Origin of the sequence: Flavobacterium sp. ALJ2 (assembly GCF_015594725.1) — a bacterium.
GTDB lineage: Bacteria > Bacteroidota > Bacteroidia > Flavobacteriales > Flavobacteriaceae > Flavobacterium.
The window spans coordinates 229,109-244,693 of sequence record NZ_JADNRC010000001.1 but is presented as its reverse complement, the minus strand read 5'-3'; the positions used below and the strand labels follow the sequence as shown (position 1 = coordinate 244,693).

The 15,585-nt window shown below is 30.0% G+C and carries 14 protein-coding genes; 6 read left to right on the top strand and 8 right to left on the bottom strand.

All coding sequences use genetic code 11. From position 1 onward, the window contains the following. Positions 1-60 precede the first annotated feature (60 nt). On the bottom strand, positions 61-1,737 hold the full coding sequence (gene asnB / locus IUY40_RS01160) for an asparagine synthase B (protein ID WP_195735053.1): 1,677 nt from the start codon (positions 1,735-1,737) through the stop codon (positions 61-63). Positions 1,738-2,188: 451 nt separating this feature from the next. On the opposite strand from asnB, the gene IUY40_RS01155 reads away from it, so the two are divergent. From IUY40_RS01155 to IUY40_RS01145, 3 genes are read left to right on the top strand one after another with little or no spacing between them, the layout of a single operon-like run. Then, positions 2,189-2,617: an SRPBCC family protein gene (locus tag IUY40_RS01155; protein ID WP_195735052.1), complete on the top strand. Its 429-nt coding sequence runs from the start codon at positions 2,189-2,191 to the stop codon at positions 2,615-2,617. Next, a complete protein-coding gene (locus IUY40_RS01150) occupies positions 2,610-3,053 on the top strand; it encodes an EVE domain-containing protein (RefSeq protein ID WP_229335232.1) in 444 nt (147 codons plus the stop codon). The genes IUY40_RS01155 and IUY40_RS01150 overlap by 8 nt, the downstream gene beginning before the upstream one ends. A 12-nt stretch (positions 3,054-3,065) precedes the next feature. After that, on the top strand, positions 3,066-3,524 hold the full coding sequence (locus tag IUY40_RS01145) for a MarR family transcriptional regulator (protein ID WP_195735050.1): 459 nt from the start codon (positions 3,066-3,068) through the stop codon (positions 3,522-3,524). 33 nt (positions 3,525-3,557) lie between these two features. Here IUY40_RS01145 and IUY40_RS01140 read toward each other — a convergent pair whose 3' ends face one another. The 3 genes from IUY40_RS01140 to IUY40_RS01130 form a co-directional block, all read right to left on the bottom strand. Beyond that, positions 3,558-4,007, bottom strand: coding sequence for a hypothetical protein (locus tag IUY40_RS01140; RefSeq protein ID WP_195735049.1), 450 nt, complete (start codon positions 4,005-4,007; stop codon positions 3,558-3,560). A 254-nt stretch (positions 4,008-4,261) separates the two neighbouring features. Beyond that, a complete protein-coding gene (locus IUY40_RS01135; RefSeq protein ID WP_195735048.1) occupies positions 4,262-6,034 on the bottom strand; it encodes a TonB-dependent receptor in 1,773 nt (590 codons plus the stop codon). 89 nt (positions 6,035-6,123) lie between these two features. Further along, positions 6,124-9,138, bottom strand: coding sequence for a tetratricopeptide repeat protein (locus tag IUY40_RS01130; protein WP_195735047.1), 3,015 nt, complete (start codon positions 9,136-9,138; stop codon positions 6,124-6,126). Between the two features lie 237 nt (positions 9,139-9,375). Between IUY40_RS01130 and IUY40_RS01125 the strand changes: the two genes are divergently transcribed. After that, a complete protein-coding gene (locus IUY40_RS01125) occupies positions 9,376-10,059 on the top strand; it encodes an ATP-binding cassette domain-containing protein (RefSeq protein ID WP_195735046.1) in 684 nt (227 codons plus the stop codon). A 6-nt stretch (positions 10,060-10,065) separates the two neighbouring features. Here the strand turns inward: IUY40_RS01125 and IUY40_RS01120 are convergent, their stop codons facing one another. Continuing rightward, on the bottom strand, positions 10,066-10,899 hold the full coding sequence (locus IUY40_RS01120; protein ID WP_195735045.1) for a class I SAM-dependent methyltransferase: 834 nt from the start codon (positions 10,897-10,899) through the stop codon (positions 10,066-10,068). A 107-nt stretch (positions 10,900-11,006) separates the two neighbouring features. On the opposite strand from IUY40_RS01120, the gene IUY40_RS01115 reads away from it, so the two are divergent. Beyond that, entirely contained in the window at positions 11,007-11,894 is an 888-nt protein-coding gene (locus tag IUY40_RS01115) for a glycosyltransferase (RefSeq protein ID WP_195735044.1), read from the top strand. A 1-nt stretch (position 11,895) separates the two neighbouring features. Continuing rightward, complete coding sequence (locus tag IUY40_RS01110; protein ID WP_195735043.1) at positions 11,896-12,831, top strand: glycosyltransferase family A protein; 936 nt, start codon at positions 11,896-11,898, stop codon at positions 12,829-12,831. Here the strand turns inward: IUY40_RS01110 and IUY40_RS01105 are convergent. The 3 genes from IUY40_RS01105 to IUY40_RS01095 form a co-directional block, all read right to left on the bottom strand. Then, entirely contained in the window at positions 12,818-13,237 is a 420-nt protein-coding gene (locus IUY40_RS01105; protein WP_195735042.1) for an FdtA/QdtA family cupin domain-containing protein, read from the bottom strand. The genes IUY40_RS01110 and IUY40_RS01105 overlap by 14 nt on opposite strands. After that, positions 13,227-14,054, bottom strand: a complete 828-nt coding sequence (locus IUY40_RS01100) for a glycosyltransferase (RefSeq protein WP_195735041.1) — start codon at positions 14,052-14,054, stop codon at positions 13,227-13,229. The genes IUY40_RS01105 and IUY40_RS01100 overlap by 11 nt, the downstream gene beginning before the upstream one ends. Before the next feature lie 148 nt (positions 14,055-14,202). Then, on the bottom strand, positions 14,203-15,288 hold the full coding sequence (locus IUY40_RS01095) for a glycosyltransferase (protein ID WP_195735040.1): 1,086 nt from the start codon (positions 15,286-15,288) through the stop codon (positions 14,203-14,205). Positions 15,289-15,585: the final 297 nt, after the last annotated feature.

The following is a 15,585-nucleotide window of genomic DNA, read 5'->3' as shown; positions in this document are numbered from 1 at the left end:
CGTCCTCAAAATTGAGGGCGCTTTCTTTTGTATTATTCCAAACAGAAACAATTATTGTTTTTATGCTTTAGCGTAAGCGTCATCATGAACGCTTGCAACTGCTCTACCTGAAGGGTCATTCATGTTTTTAAATGCCTCATCCCATTCTAATGCAATTTTTGTACTACAAGCCACACTTGCCTCCTGAGGCACACATAAAGCCGCAGCATCACTCGGGAAATGTTCTGCAAAAATAGAACGGTAGTAATATTCTTCTTTAGAAGTTGGCGTCTGTAAAGGGAATTTATATTTTGCATTCGCTAATTGCTCATCCGAAACTTCTTTTGCTACCACTTCTTTCAAAGTATCAATCCAGCTGTATCCTACTCCGTCAGAGAACTGCTCTTTTTGTCTCCAAGCAACACTTTCTGGCAACATATCTTCAAAAGCTTTACGAACTACCCATTTTTCCATAGGATGTTCTTTATTGATCATTTTGTCTTGTGGGTTAATACGCATAGCAACATCCATAAATTCTTTATCCAAGAACGGCACTCTTCCTTCAATTCCCCAAGCCGCTAAACTTTTGTTTGCACGCAAACAGTCATACATATGTAATTTACTTAACTTACGAACGTTTTCTTCGTGGAATTCTTTTGCATTTGGTGCTTTGTGAAAATATAAATATCCTCCAAATAACTCATCTGCTCCTTCACCAGACAACACCATTTTAATTCCCATTGACTTAATAACTCTTGCCATTAACCACATTGGAGTTGATGCTCTAACTGTAGTTACATCATACGTTTCTAAGTTATAAATCACATCTCGAACTGCATCTAAACCCTCTTGAATGGTGAATTTAATTTCGTGGTGAATTGTCCCGATATGTTTTGCTACGATTTGAGCTGCTGCCAAATCAGGAGAACCATCTAATCCTACTGAGAAAGAATGTAATTGCGGGTACCAAGCATCTGTAGTATCGTCAGACTCTATACGTTTTTGCGCAAATTTTTTGGCTACAGCCGATGTTATAGAAGAATCCAAACCTCCTGAAAGTAAAACTCCGTAAGGAACATCGCTCATTAATTGTCTGTGAACCGCAGCTTCTAACGCTTCTTTAATCGCAGGAATACTAGTCTCGTTGTCTTTTACTGCATCATACTCCATCCAGTCTCTTTTGTACCATTGTACAAATTCGCCGTCTTTGCTTGTCATATAATGCCCCGGAGGAAACAACTGTATTTTTGTACAATATCCTTCTAAAGCTTTCAATTCTGAAGCTACATAAAAAGTTCCATCCTGATCCCATCCAATATATAACGGAATAATTCCCATATGATCACGAGCGATAAAATACTCATCTTTTTCCACATCATATATTGCAAATCCGAAAATACCATTCATTTCATCTAAAAAATGAGGTCCTTTTTCTTTATAAAGTGCTAAGATAACTTCGCAATCACTTTCTGTTTGAAAGTTATATTTTCCTTCAAATTGTTTACGTAACTCTCTGTGGTTATATATTTCACCATTTGCGGCCAGAACTAATTTCTTATCTTCTGTAAACAAAGGCTGTTTTCCTGAAGCCGGATCTACAATTGCCAAACGCTCATGTGATAAGATTGCTTTATCATTGCTATAAATACCGCTCCAATCTGGTCCGCGGTGGCGAATAATTTTAGACATTTCTAATACTTGAGGTCTTAAGGTTTCGGCTTTTTGTTTTAGATCAAAGGCACATACTATTCCACACATAACTATATATTTTTATATTTTTATTTATTTTGATAAGGCAAATATGCGATAACAGTTACAGATACAAAACACATATAGCTATTTTAGTTTCATTTTGTAACCATATAATTGTTTTTACATCTAAAATGTAAAATTTTAACACTGAAGAAAGCCTCAAACTTGAAGATTTCAATTTTTAGGCTAATCAAAGTGCTGAAATGCAAGTTTTAAAAGAAATCTCGAAATTAAAATCTATAATAACTAGACAAACATTATTAGATTCTAAAGAGTAAATACTATAAAGAGCTAAGAATATATTTTTAACATAAAAAAATCGAAACATAAATAAACACCACTATTTCAAACACTTAAACACTTTCAAAAAAATATCACTATTTTAATATCAAAATTATTTGCATTATAATAAGCGCACTTACTATATTTGCGCTTACAAAATATAACAAGGAAATTTATGTGGACAAAATCTTATTCTGTAATTACAACAGAAATAACTAAAGAACAAATATGGAAATTAACAACAGACATTAATAATTGGAAAAAATGGGATGATACTGTTGAACATTCCGAACTTATAGGAGAGTTTAAAGTTGGAAACTATTTTATTCTTAAACCAAAAGGAGGCCCAAGAATAAAAATTAAACTGATTGAGATTTTAGAAAATAAAAAATTCACAGATTTAACCACTTTCCCGTTTGCTAAAATGTATGGAGAACATACTTATGAAGAGACTAAAGAAGGTCTGAAAATTTGTGTTACAATGACTGTTAAAGGGATTTTGTCTTTTTTATGGGTAAAATTAGTTGCCAAAGAAATTGTTAATCATTTACCGACTGATATTGAAAATCAAATTAAAAATGCAAAAAAAATTAACAATGAGTAAATACTGGATTGCTGCTATTTCAAAAGAGCACACAGAATTGGCTATAAAAGGCAATTTTGTTCAGGTTTGTCATGGAAAAAAAGCACCTCTAAAAAGAATGACAAAAGATGATTACATTATAATATACTCTTCTAAAATAACAATGAAAGAAAATAAAAAGTGTCAAATGTTTACCGCATTAGGAAGAGTAATTGATGATCATACGTATTCCTTTGAAATGACAGAAGAGTTTAAGCCTTTCAGAAGAAATATTGAATTCATGAAATGCAATCAAATTTCGATAATTCCAATGATTGAAAATCTTGAATTTATCTCAGACAAAAAATACTGGGGTTATCCATTCCGATACGGTTTCTTTGAAATCAATGAAAATGATTTTAACTTTATAACTTCAAAAATGATTTGTGATAAAAATAATACAACAAATTCAAAATAAAAAAACTTAAAAATGAGTAAATCAACAGACAATACTTTTAGTGTAGAAAAACCAGAAGAAAGTTCTGGTTTTTTGTTGTGGCAAGTAACTAATCTTTGGCAACGCGAGATCAAAAAGGCTTTAGAACAATACAATATTACGCATTCTCAATTTGTGCTTATGGCAAGTATACATTGGCTTACACTTCATAAACAAGAAGTAACTCAAATTATATTGTCATCTCATACTAAAATAGATCCAATGACGACTTCTACTGTATTAAGAACATTACAACAAAAAAATCTTATTACCAGACAAGAACACGTTACAGATACCAGAGCTAAAATTGTTGTACTAACTGAAATAGGAAGAGAAATTACAAAAAAAGCAATTGTGACTGTAGAAGCTTTTGACAAAAAATTCTTTTCTATTTTAGGCATAAATACTAAAAGCTTAAATCAGAATCTAATCACATTATTAAAACAAAAATAGTCTAAATATTATTAGGAGTAATAGGCCTTTTTATTACAAAACACTCTCAATCGTATAATGCGTTTTGTTAATCTCAAATTTAAAACCAACTTTATTTCCCATCAAATGACCTCCTAGTGGAGATTGAGGCGACAATGCAATAACATTAACTCCATCAATTGTTATTTTTGGTAAAGCTACACTCAAGTACAAATAAATACCGTTTGCCTGAACTAAACTTCCAATAATAATAGTTGAAGAAACAAAATCAGCATCTATTCTATCCAGAATTGCTTTTTGAGCTATCGCTTCTTTTAGTTTATTCGTTAGCTTCTCCTGTTCAATATGCATCATTGACAAAGCTGTTTCGTGCTTATCGCCGGCTGAACCTTTGGCATCATTCTTAGAGTCTTCAGTCAATGCAGAAATCATGTCTTTAAAAACATCTATTCGATCCTGAACCATTTGTAAATAATAGCTATGTATTTTTTGCTTGAAAGTCATAATGTAGTTTAATCGTAAAGTATGCTGGGTTTAACGCAAAGGTCGCAAAAAAGATTTTATTTATTCAATATGAATATACTAACTTGAAAACAGATTAACTGCACAGTGTACAAAGATTTATGTTAAAATCGTAAAAGGAGGCTTTACGTACTCTATACGACTTTTACCAATCGCTAAAAAAAGTTCGCTAAATCTTTTTAAACAGACTTAGCGAACTTTGCGTAAAAACTTGGCATCCTTTGTGGTTAAAAACCCTAAAAGTCAAATTTATAATTTGCACCAGCCATAATCTGAAAACCTTGAACTGGGTAATTCAACCATTTTTGATATGCCTGATTTGTAATATTATTTGCTTTTAAATAAAAAGTTAATCTATCGCTATATTTATATCCTACATGTGCATTTAAATCGAAATAGCTTTTTAATGTAATTGGAGTAGAATTTGTTACTAAACTGGCATTTAATTGTTCGTCTTTTCTTTCTCCTACATAAAACAAATTAAACCCTGCATACCATTGCTTAGTAACATTAAAATCTAAACTTGTACTTAATTTCATTGTTGGTAAATTCCAAGCTTCACTTTGGTGATCATTACTATAACTATTAAAAGTTCCGTTGATTCCGAAAGAAACATTCTCTGAGAAATCAGCTTTTAACTCTCCATAAAAACGCATTGTTGTCATATCATCATACACAACTTGAAATGAATTTCCGAAAGCGTAATTTTCGTTAGTTATGTCTTCCGTATAGTTATTACTCTTAAATAAAGCTTTGTTTCTTTCGTTTACATATGACCCTTGAACTTTATAACTTACATTATTAGCTAATTTTCCTTTTAGACCTGCAAAAATATCAAATTGTTTATCAGTCGGATTAATATTTAGTGTTGGAGATAAAAATGGGTTTTGATCTACAAAATCCATATAAGTGTTTTGCTCTAAATTTCCTTCTGCTCCTGCGTAAAAAATCATTAAATCTCCAACCACCTTGTACGAAGCAGTCACATTTGGATACACTAAAATTTTACTATTACTATTTTCATTATCTAAGCTATAGAATAATTTAGCGCCTAAATTCAGTGTCCAATCATCTTGCTGCATTACAAAACTTGGCGATAATCCAAAATTTGTAAAGCCATATTTTATAGGTTCCAAATTTGTTTTCTCGTAATTGTTTTCAAAACTTCCTCCTACATAATCCACAATTACATCTGTATTTATAGATTGATCCATTATCTCTACTTTAAAAGAGGGTTTTATGTAGAATCTGTTTTCAGAAGATTTTAAACCATCCGAAAAGTGACTGTATTTCATGCTTGCTTTAGTAAAAATCCCATCATTAAAGTCAATATTCCCACCAAGATTAATTCCGTTATATGAATGCTTTGGACTTATACTACTAATTAACATTCCGCGATCCTGTGGTGTCAAAGTTGAACCAAAATCAACTGGCAAACCATACCAATTATAAATCTGATTTTGATATCCTAAATCAATACTCCAGGACATATCTCTGTTTTTTACTCCATAGATTGCATCTAATGAAGTATCATAAAACTTATCATTAAGATCTATTCCTTTTATTCCTCCTTGCGATGATTGATGCTTAAACATTCCTGCGATATAGTCATTGTTTCCTAATTCCTGCGCTACAAATAATTCTGCATTTAAATTACCATAATTACCAATTCCTGCTGTTGCATAATTAGTAAACAAATGCTCTTTTTTGGCTTTATCTACCCCTTGGGCATTTCCTTTTGAAGGCGTAAAAGTCGATGCTACTGGAAAAGAAAAAATGGTGTATTTGATTGTTTCTTTAGGAGCATTTCCTTCATCATTTAATAAAGGAATTTCTTTTACCTTAAAAGCATCTGAGATTGTAGGTAAATATGCTTTTACAACATTTACTTCTTCGGTACCAATTGTTTCTTCTTTCTTTTTTGTTTCCTCTTTTTTTTGTGCCAAAGTCAACTGGGAAGTTAGCAGTAAAAGAAAAGCGATATGTTTATTTTGGAAATTGATTTTCATATTTTATTTTTTTGAGAGCAAAGAATAAAGAAAATAGACTTATCTGTGATGTCTTGACTCTATCATCTATACTCTTTTTACTGTGTTTTCTACTTTGTAATCGATGAATTGGTTTTAGACTCTTCTGCTTTAATAGCGCTTAATTCTTTTTCTGCTTCAGAAACGACATCTGGATAAGCTGTAAAATTCTGAATTACATTCTCTAAAATATAAGTCGCCTGATAACTATCTTTTAGACCATAGAAATTTTTTGCCATTAACACCAATCCTTTTGCTCCAAAATATTTAAATGATGAATAGTTTTTGGCTAGTTTTTGCACTGCTGCATTTGAAGCATCGTACTTGTTTTCTTTATTTTTAAAATAAGCATCATAATACAATGATTCTGCAGCCAACTCCCCTTTAGATGTTGTAACTAACTTTGCATAAGCTATTTTAGCTTTATCTTCATCACCAGATTTAATTGCTGCTCTTGCCACAATAATTTGCGCATCACTTTTTACATTTTCATCAGTTTTAGGGTTTTGCAATACTTTTTCTGCATACACAACTGAGTTACTATAATCGTTTTTATCATAATAACATTTCATTAGATTCGCCTGCGCAAATGTTTTATTCTGAGAAGAATCTCCTTCATTTTCTATACGGGATAAAACAGAAATTGCTTTATCACAATCTTTAGCTTTTAAGAATATCTGAGCCAATCGCATCAAAGATTGCTCTGTATATTCACTACGAGGCTGCTCGATTACATATTGATAATTTGGAATCGATTTAGTTTCTGAGCCTTCTGTTGTATACGCTTGTGCTAATTTAAAATTCGCTTCGAGCGCATGTATTCCTTTTGGGAATTTGCTCACATAATTGCTCAAACCTACAATCGCTTGCTTGTTATTATTTTGCTCATATTGTTTTATAGCTCCTTCAAAAGTATCATTATCCAAATCGGCATCTGTAACTGCTACAAAATCCAACGTACGTACCCAAGTTGCATATTCATCTACTTTTCCGTTATCTACATAAATTAATCTTGCTGTAGAAACCGCTTCAAGAGCCTCTGGAGTTCTAGGAAAATCAGCGGCAACTTTTTTAAATTTTGTCAAAGCCAATTGATCTCTATCGGAGTTATAATAAATTAACCCTTCACGTAAAATAGACTTTGCCGTGAAAGCTCCATTTTTAAACTCGGCAACCAATTGATCGTATGTTTTAATCGCTTGTTCTGTTTTTTTCTCAGCAGCATATGTATTTGCTAGCTCAAACATAGCGTCATCACGATATTCCGACTTTTTATACATTCGAAGAAATCCATTAAGCTCTTCTATTTTTTGGTCATTCTTATTCATAAAACCATAACAAATGGCTTTTTGAAAATAAGCATAATCTGCATCAACGCCTTTAAAGCTCATAACTTTTGTATAAGCTTCCATAGCCAATGCATACTTAGATGTTACAAATCGACAATCTGCTAATCTTAAATAAGAATCATGTAATCTTGAAATGTCCTCTTTAGAATTATCAATTTGAGCCTGAAATGAATTGGCTGCATTATCATATTCTTTTAATTTAAAATAAGTGTAAGCAATATTATAATTAATATTTTTAAACTCCGGGGTCGCTTTAGCTGCAGTCAAACCTGCAAATTGTTTGTAACTGATTAAAGCATTTTTAAAATCTTCATTAAGATACTCTGTTTCCCCTTTCCAAAAAGTAGCACGAGCAGTAAACTCAGGACTCTTTTGTTCGTTAAGAGATTTCACAAACATCTTAGAGGCTTCTTGATAATTACTATCATTATACAACTCTAAACCTCTATAAAAAAGCACCTTTTGATATGCTAATCTATTCTCTGGAGATCTGTTTTTTTCTAATAAAATCAAAGCTTCGCTGTAGTTTTTAGACGATATATAAGAATCTATTAATAACTTCTCTACTTCAGATTTACTAGAATTATTTGGATATTTCTTTAAGAAATCAAGTAACACTAGTGGTACATTTTGATATGAATTCCCAATTTCATAACTCAGCTTAGCATAATTTAAACTTGCATCTTCCTGGATTGCCTTATCATAATCCATTTCAGCAGCGTTCTTAAATGCATTTAAAGCTTGTTGCTTTTTATCGGTATTTAAATAACTCTGTCCTAAATGGTAATAGGCATTTTGTGCTACAAAATCTTTTCCTTCAATAATCTTATTGAATTGCGAAATGGCATTTTCATACTCTTTTTGCTGATAATATGCATATCCTAATTGATAGAAATCTGTGTTATTCCATTTCCCTTTTTTACCTTTATATTGTACTAAAAATGGAATTGCCTTGTCATATGCTTTTAAATTAAAATAGCTCTCTCCGATAATCTTATTCAATTCTGACTTTTCAATTTCATTTGATTTCGGCATTGCTTTTTGTCCTAAATCAATTGCTTTTTGAAAATTTCCTAATTTGAAATTCATATCAGCCTGATAATACGAAAGCTTCTCTTTGTATTTTTCTTCGCCTGAAACCTCATCAAAATATTTAGTTGCTTCTTTATAATCATCACCTTCATATGCCATAAATCCTAAATAATACTTGGCTTGAGAACCATATTCAGGAGAATTAACCACCTTATTAAAATAAGTTGTCGCTTCTTTTTTCTTTTTAGAATTAAAATAACTGTATCCTTTCTGGAAATTAAATTTATCTAAATCACTTTTGCTCATATAGTTTTCATCTACTCGATCAAACCACTGTAATGCTTTTGGATAATTTGCCTGATCGAAAAAATAATGAGCTACTTCTATGTACGCTTGATTTTGTTTGGTGCTTATTGGGTAATCCTCAACAAAACGCTCCATAAGCTCATCAGCATTTGGCTGGTTGGTTCTTATTGCACAATTAGCGATATAATAAGCGCAATCGGCCTTTACTTCTTCTCTTGTATCTTTTTCCTTTACTTTTTCGAAAACAATCTGAGCCGATACATATTGTTTGTCGCTATATAAAGAGACTGCTTTGTCAAAATCCTTTAAATCATAAGTGTAAATAGCCGACTTTTGCGCCGAGACCTTAATCGATAAAAGAAAAACTAGTATAAAAATTAACCGTGAAAGTTTGTGCATTGTTATTTTAATTTAATTTTCAAATGTATCATTTTCTACTGGGTATAACGAAATGCTTTTGGTATTTATTATAAACAAAAATATAACTATCATGATTTAACACACTTAAAAAACTCAACAACCACTCACTTATGGTCTTAAATAATGACATATAAGAGTCTATTTCTTTAAATGAGAGAAATTTATTTTGAATACAGCTGTTAACTTATTACTTTTACCATTCAAATCAATTTTATCATGTCACAAACCGTACTGTCTCTTAAAGATGTAGCTATTTATCAAGAAGGAAAAAATATTTTATCTCATATAAATTTAGAAGTAAAACATGGAGAGTTTATTTATATCATCGGAAAAACAGGTTCTGGAAAAAGTAGTTTCATGAAAACATTATATGGTGACTTACCATTAACAGAAGGTGAAGGCCATATTGTTGATTTTGATTTGGCTACTCTAAAAGAAAATGATATTCCTTATTTGAGACGTAAAATCGGAATTGTATTTCAAGATTTTAAATTACTTCCGGACAGAACTGTACAAGACAACATGCTTTTTGTACTTAAAGCAACGGGATGGGTTGATAAAGAAGGAATGGAGCGTAAAATTGATGAAGTTCTTGATAAAGTTGGCATGAAAGAATTTACTCAAAAAATGCCTCATCAACTTTCTGGTGGTGAACAACAACGTGTTGCAATTGCAAGAGCTTTGCTAAATGATCCTGAATTTATCCTTGCCGATGAACCTACAGGAAACTTAGACCCACAAACAAGCTCTGAAGTTCTTGAAGTTTTAAGAAATATCAACGCACTTGGAAAAACTGTTATTATGGCAACTCACGATTATGCATTGTTAATGAAATTCCCATCAAAAACATTAAAATGTGAAGATGCCAGAATTTTTGAGGTGGTTCAGAGAACGGTGTAATTATTTTTATTTCTGAAAAACTAATATATCTTGAAAATCTAACAGGGGCTTATCTCCTCTTTTGGACCAAGTTCCGTATATTTTATTTTCAATTTTTAATTTACTGAACTCTGTCATTTTATATAAATACTCTTCATTAAAAGAGATATTCGCTGATGGCACTTTTTCATTCATCAATCTATATCCTTCCTTTTTATATGGAAAGATATAAGTTCCGTTATTTTTTGAAATCATACCCTCATTAACTTCATCATAAACAAAAAATGTAGCTAAACATCTTCCACAGGGCTTTAATACTCTATAAATTTCATTAAGATAATTTTGAACCTCTAATGGCTGCATATGTGTGAAAACTGAAAATAAAAATACAGTATCAAAAGAGTTATCCGGATAAGGAAACGTAAAATTTTCAGCTTTTTGATTTGTTAAGCTATACAAATCGTTATTTAAAGGAATGTGCTGAAAACGAAAATTAGGAAAGTTAATCGTGATGTTTTTTTTACACCAATTAATACCTTTCTTAACCAAATCAAATCCTTCATATCTACTTTCAGCTAATAAATAGTTTGTTAGTGGAACGGCTACTCTACCAATACCACATCCAACATCAAGAACCGAATGATTTGGTTTTAGCTTTGCATATTCCGTTAAAAGCTTAAGATGATGTTTCCCTTGCTCTACAAAGTCTCCTGAACCTATAAAAATGTCTCCTTTATTTGGAACCATTTTATTTTTACGCCCACTTAATGAATTAAACAGATCAAAAGGCGAGTAATATATTTTTCGTGCAACAAGTCTTGATTTTGGTGAAATAAAATAATAAACAGATCTTAAATTCATTTTCAGTGTTTTACTTTTATACAAACTTGATATCATTTTTATTAACAAAGAGATTTTTTTAATAAAAAGTATTTTCTTTACAAATATATTTTAAAAAACGACAATTAATGCTTTCTATTCTTATTCCAGTATATAATTACAATATTTGTCCTCTTGTCAAGGAGTTACATAGGCAATGTTTAGAATCTGAAATTGAATTTGAGATTATTTGTCAGGATGATGGTTCTAACTCTTTATTGAATAAAGACAATGAAAAAATAAATTTACTAGAGAATTGTTTTTTTATTTCTTTAAATAAAAACGTTGGATTAAGTTCAAACAGAAACCTGCTTGCCTCAAAAGCTAAACATCCTATTTTACTTTATATAGATGGTGACTCAGTAATAATTAACAAAAACTACATCCAAAATTACTTAGATAGTATCAAAAATACTGAGATTATTTATGGAGGTCGAATTCATCCAGAAACTGTTAATTCTCCTAAACAGAAATTACGCTGGAAATATGGAAGACTAATCGAAGATAAAACAGCATCCGAAAGAATTATAAACCCATACAAAACAGTATTATTCAATAATACTCTAATTAAAAAAGAATACTTCAATCAAATAAAATTCGATTCGGACCTAACAAAATATGGTCATGAAGATACCTTATTTGCTTATGAAGTTAGTAAATTAAATTTTAGAGTAAAACATATAGATAATGCTATCGAACATGGAGATATTGATGAAAGCTCCGTTTTTATTTCAAAAGTAAAAAACAGCCTAAACAATCTTATACTTCTAGATCAACAAAATAAGTTAAACCCTGATTTTGTAAAAATATTAGGTTTTTACTATTCTTTAAAAAAATATAAATTAATCTCTTCTGGGAATTTATTTTTCAAAATTTTCAACAAAGTACTTTTTAATCAATTGTGTTCTCAAAACCCTTCTTTATTTTTATTTAACCTTTACAGAATCAGTTATATTTGTTCAATAAAAAATAAGTAATATGGCATTTTTCTCTATTGTTATTCCATTATACAACAAAGCTGATTATATTGAAAACACCATAAATAGTGTTATTAATCAAACCTTTACAGATTACGAAATCATCATAATAAACGATGGATCTACTGATAATAGTGTGTCTAACGTTTTAAGATTTAATGATAGCCGAATACAACTTTACAACCAAAAAAATCAAGGGGCATCTCTAGCAAGAAATCTAGGGATTGAGAAAGCAAAATATAATTATATTGCTTTTTTGGATGCCGATGATTTATGGATGCCTAATCATTTGGAAACATTAAAAAATCTAATCCAAAATTTCCCAAATGTTGGTGTTTTTGCTTCTCGCTATGAATTAGTGTTTAGCAATGGTAAAAATTACATTCCGAAATTTAAAGGAATATCATCCGATTTTGAAGGTATTATTTCTGATTATTTTGAGACAAGTTTAACTTACCCTATTGCTACATCATCTTCAATTGTAATTCCTAAATCTGTATTTAAAAAAATAGGATATTTTAAACCAGGGATATCTAGCGGACAAGATGTGGATATGTGGATACGAATTGCAACAAAGTATCCTGTTGCTTTAAGTAATAAGGTTACAGCATCTTACTTACACTACATAGAAAACAGCCTTTCAAAGACTCCAATTCTTGAAAAGACCTTAAAAGATTTCAATGATTATAAACAAGAGGAAGAAAACAATCCAAGTCTAAAAAAATATCTTGACATTTACAGAATAGAATATGCCTTGCAATATAAAATTGCTGGGGAGGACAAAAAAGCGAAAGAATTATATAATAACATTTTAAAAGAAAACATTCCTTTAAAAACCAAATCTATATATCTATTACCTAGACATCTCCTAATTTTTTTATTAAAAATAAAAAAACATTTGAGAAAAAAAGGTTTTAACTTTTCTATTTATCAATAATCTTTTTTGAACGTATAAATTCATCTAAATCCCTAATATAATCGTCTTCTATATAAACATCTGAAGCGACTACCAAGCACACTGAACCTGAAGAAAAATTCTTTAATTCTCTCCAAACACCAGTTGGTATCAACAATCCAATGTTCGGCTTGTTTAATGTCACTATTCTTTCTGAAACACCATCATTTAAGATAACATCAAAGCTTCCACTTAAAGCTACTAAAAACTCCTGCAAATCTTTATGCGCATGACCTCCTCGCTCAGATCCGCTTGGCACATCGTATAAATAATATACTCTTTTAATTTCAAAAGGAATCGTATCGTTTTCTATTACCGAAAGGTTTCCCCTTTGATCCTCTATTTTAGGAAGTGAAATCAAATTTATTTTACTTATGTTATTTTTCATAATTCATGACTTTAATTTTTTTCCGCCCTTTGTTAAAACTATCAATTGCTTTAGAAAAAAAGTTGATTTTTAGCTTTTTTTGTTTTATATCAAAAAACATCTTTATCATCAACCAAAATAGATAATTCGATATTAAAATGCGCTTTACTATCGCACCATAAATATAATATTTATGTAAAATATCGATTTTATTAGAAGTTGTCAAACCATAATGCTTTACAATCACCTGATTTTCAAAAGACACAAGATGGTTTTTATGTTTTAAATCAAACAAAAAAACAGCCTCTTCTCCCGTTTCAAGACTACTTCCTAAACCAAAATTTTCATCAAATCTAATTCCTGTTAAATCTAATTTTTCTTTATTTATCGTCATTTCAATAGAACTGATATTCAAAATTTCCAAAGAATTTAATTGTAGTTTAGAAAGAGTAGGATACTTTTTCAGGCAGGCTCCATTTTCTTTAATTGCACAGAAATTAACTATTGTCGATTTATTGAATTTATTATGTGCTCCAACAATTTTTTCGATAAAATTATTTTGATAAATTATATCATCATCTGCAATTACTAAAATTTTACCTATTGAATTATCAATTGCTAAATTTCGGCTCTTTGATAAACCAACATCAAAGCTATTAATTACTCTAACCGAAGGGAATTTAGATGATACAGTTTGGGTTTTAGACTGGTTAACTATAAGGATGTTATAATTGGAAAAATGCTTTAAAGGAAACATTTGAAACAAAAAATCGAGATTTGTCTGATTCATTGTAGAAATCAAAATCTCGATATCATTTTCTGTAAAAACCTTGACCATTTTTTATTTTATACCTACAAATATAAGTGTTTTTTGAAATAAAATTCTAAGATAAAATATTAGGAAATAAGTATAATTTCCATCAACTATAACAAAGTATATTTATTATAATAATAAGTATTTCAATTTATTTTTTTATAAGTAATTTCTACTTACTATTCCAAAAATCAACATATTCCTGAGCTACTTGGATATAATTATGATGTTGTTCTACAAATATTCTACTATCGCTTGAAATTTCCGGAATTCTCTTTCTATTTTCTATCAGCATTTCTAATTTAGTGTAAATATCTTCTTTTGAAGGAAATACATTAACTATCGGACGATTATTATTTCCCTTTAACAACTCATACATTTCTGGTTCTCCTCCACCTACTAAAACCAAACCTTGAGCCATACCAATCAAACCATTCATTGCAGGGGTATAGGAATAGAGTTGATCTAATATTACATCAGATTCTGACATTGTTTTCACATATTCCATCCAAGGTAGAGAGGTAACTGTATTTACCTGAACTTCTTTGGGGTAAGCTTCCTTAATTTTAATTACTTCCTCAAGGAATAAATCAGTTCCTTTTAATTTTGATTTAAGCTTTTGAATACCAATAAAAAATTTGATTTTATCATCTTGAATCCCTTTCTGCTTATACTGAAGTAAATCAGTATTAATAGGCAAGGGAATATATCCTAATTTATCTTTATAGTAAGGTTCGTATGCTTTATAATACTCATACAAACAAGAAATTACACCATTACATGTTTCCGCAATTTCAATGTTTGCATCTTGAAATTGATTTCCTAACCATTCACATTTATATATATCAAGAGGTTTCTCTCCAATAAACAAATCAGAATATTTAAGTGTTTTATTTTCAAGGCATAATTTTTCCCAAAAATAATCACTCCCAAATGCACCTAAAAAAACTTTTGCGTTGTTTTTTAATAAAAATCTATAAAAATGAAGATTCCTTTTAATGTTTAAATCTAAAAATGAAGGGTTTTTAATTTGTACAATATCATAGCCTTTAAATTTTTTAAAAGTATTATGTATTCTTCCTAGGTATTTAATTGAGTTATAAAAATCATATCCAGAACGGAACAAATCAATATCTCTATCATTCCCCATCCATTTACATCCATCAGAAGCTACAGTAACATCATGTCCTAATATTCTTAACCCTGTAGCTAATGTAGAATGAAGAGCACTGTATTCACCTAATAAAAGAATTTTCATGTTTATCTACTTATTTAAAATATAAAAAACGTTAAGTGAAACATCGTAAATCATCGTTGAGTTATCCAACAAAAAAGACTTGCCACTAGGACAAATATAATGTTGTTCCTTAAATTAATTCGTTCAATATTCAAAAAAACAATACACTAATAAACTAACTAGTAAAAGAGTATAATAGAATATTGACAAAAAAACAATCTATAACACAATATTTTTTTAACAAATTCTAATAATACAACTAATATATTTCATTAAAATAATTATATTTTTGTCTACAAAATAAGATTGTTTTTTTAT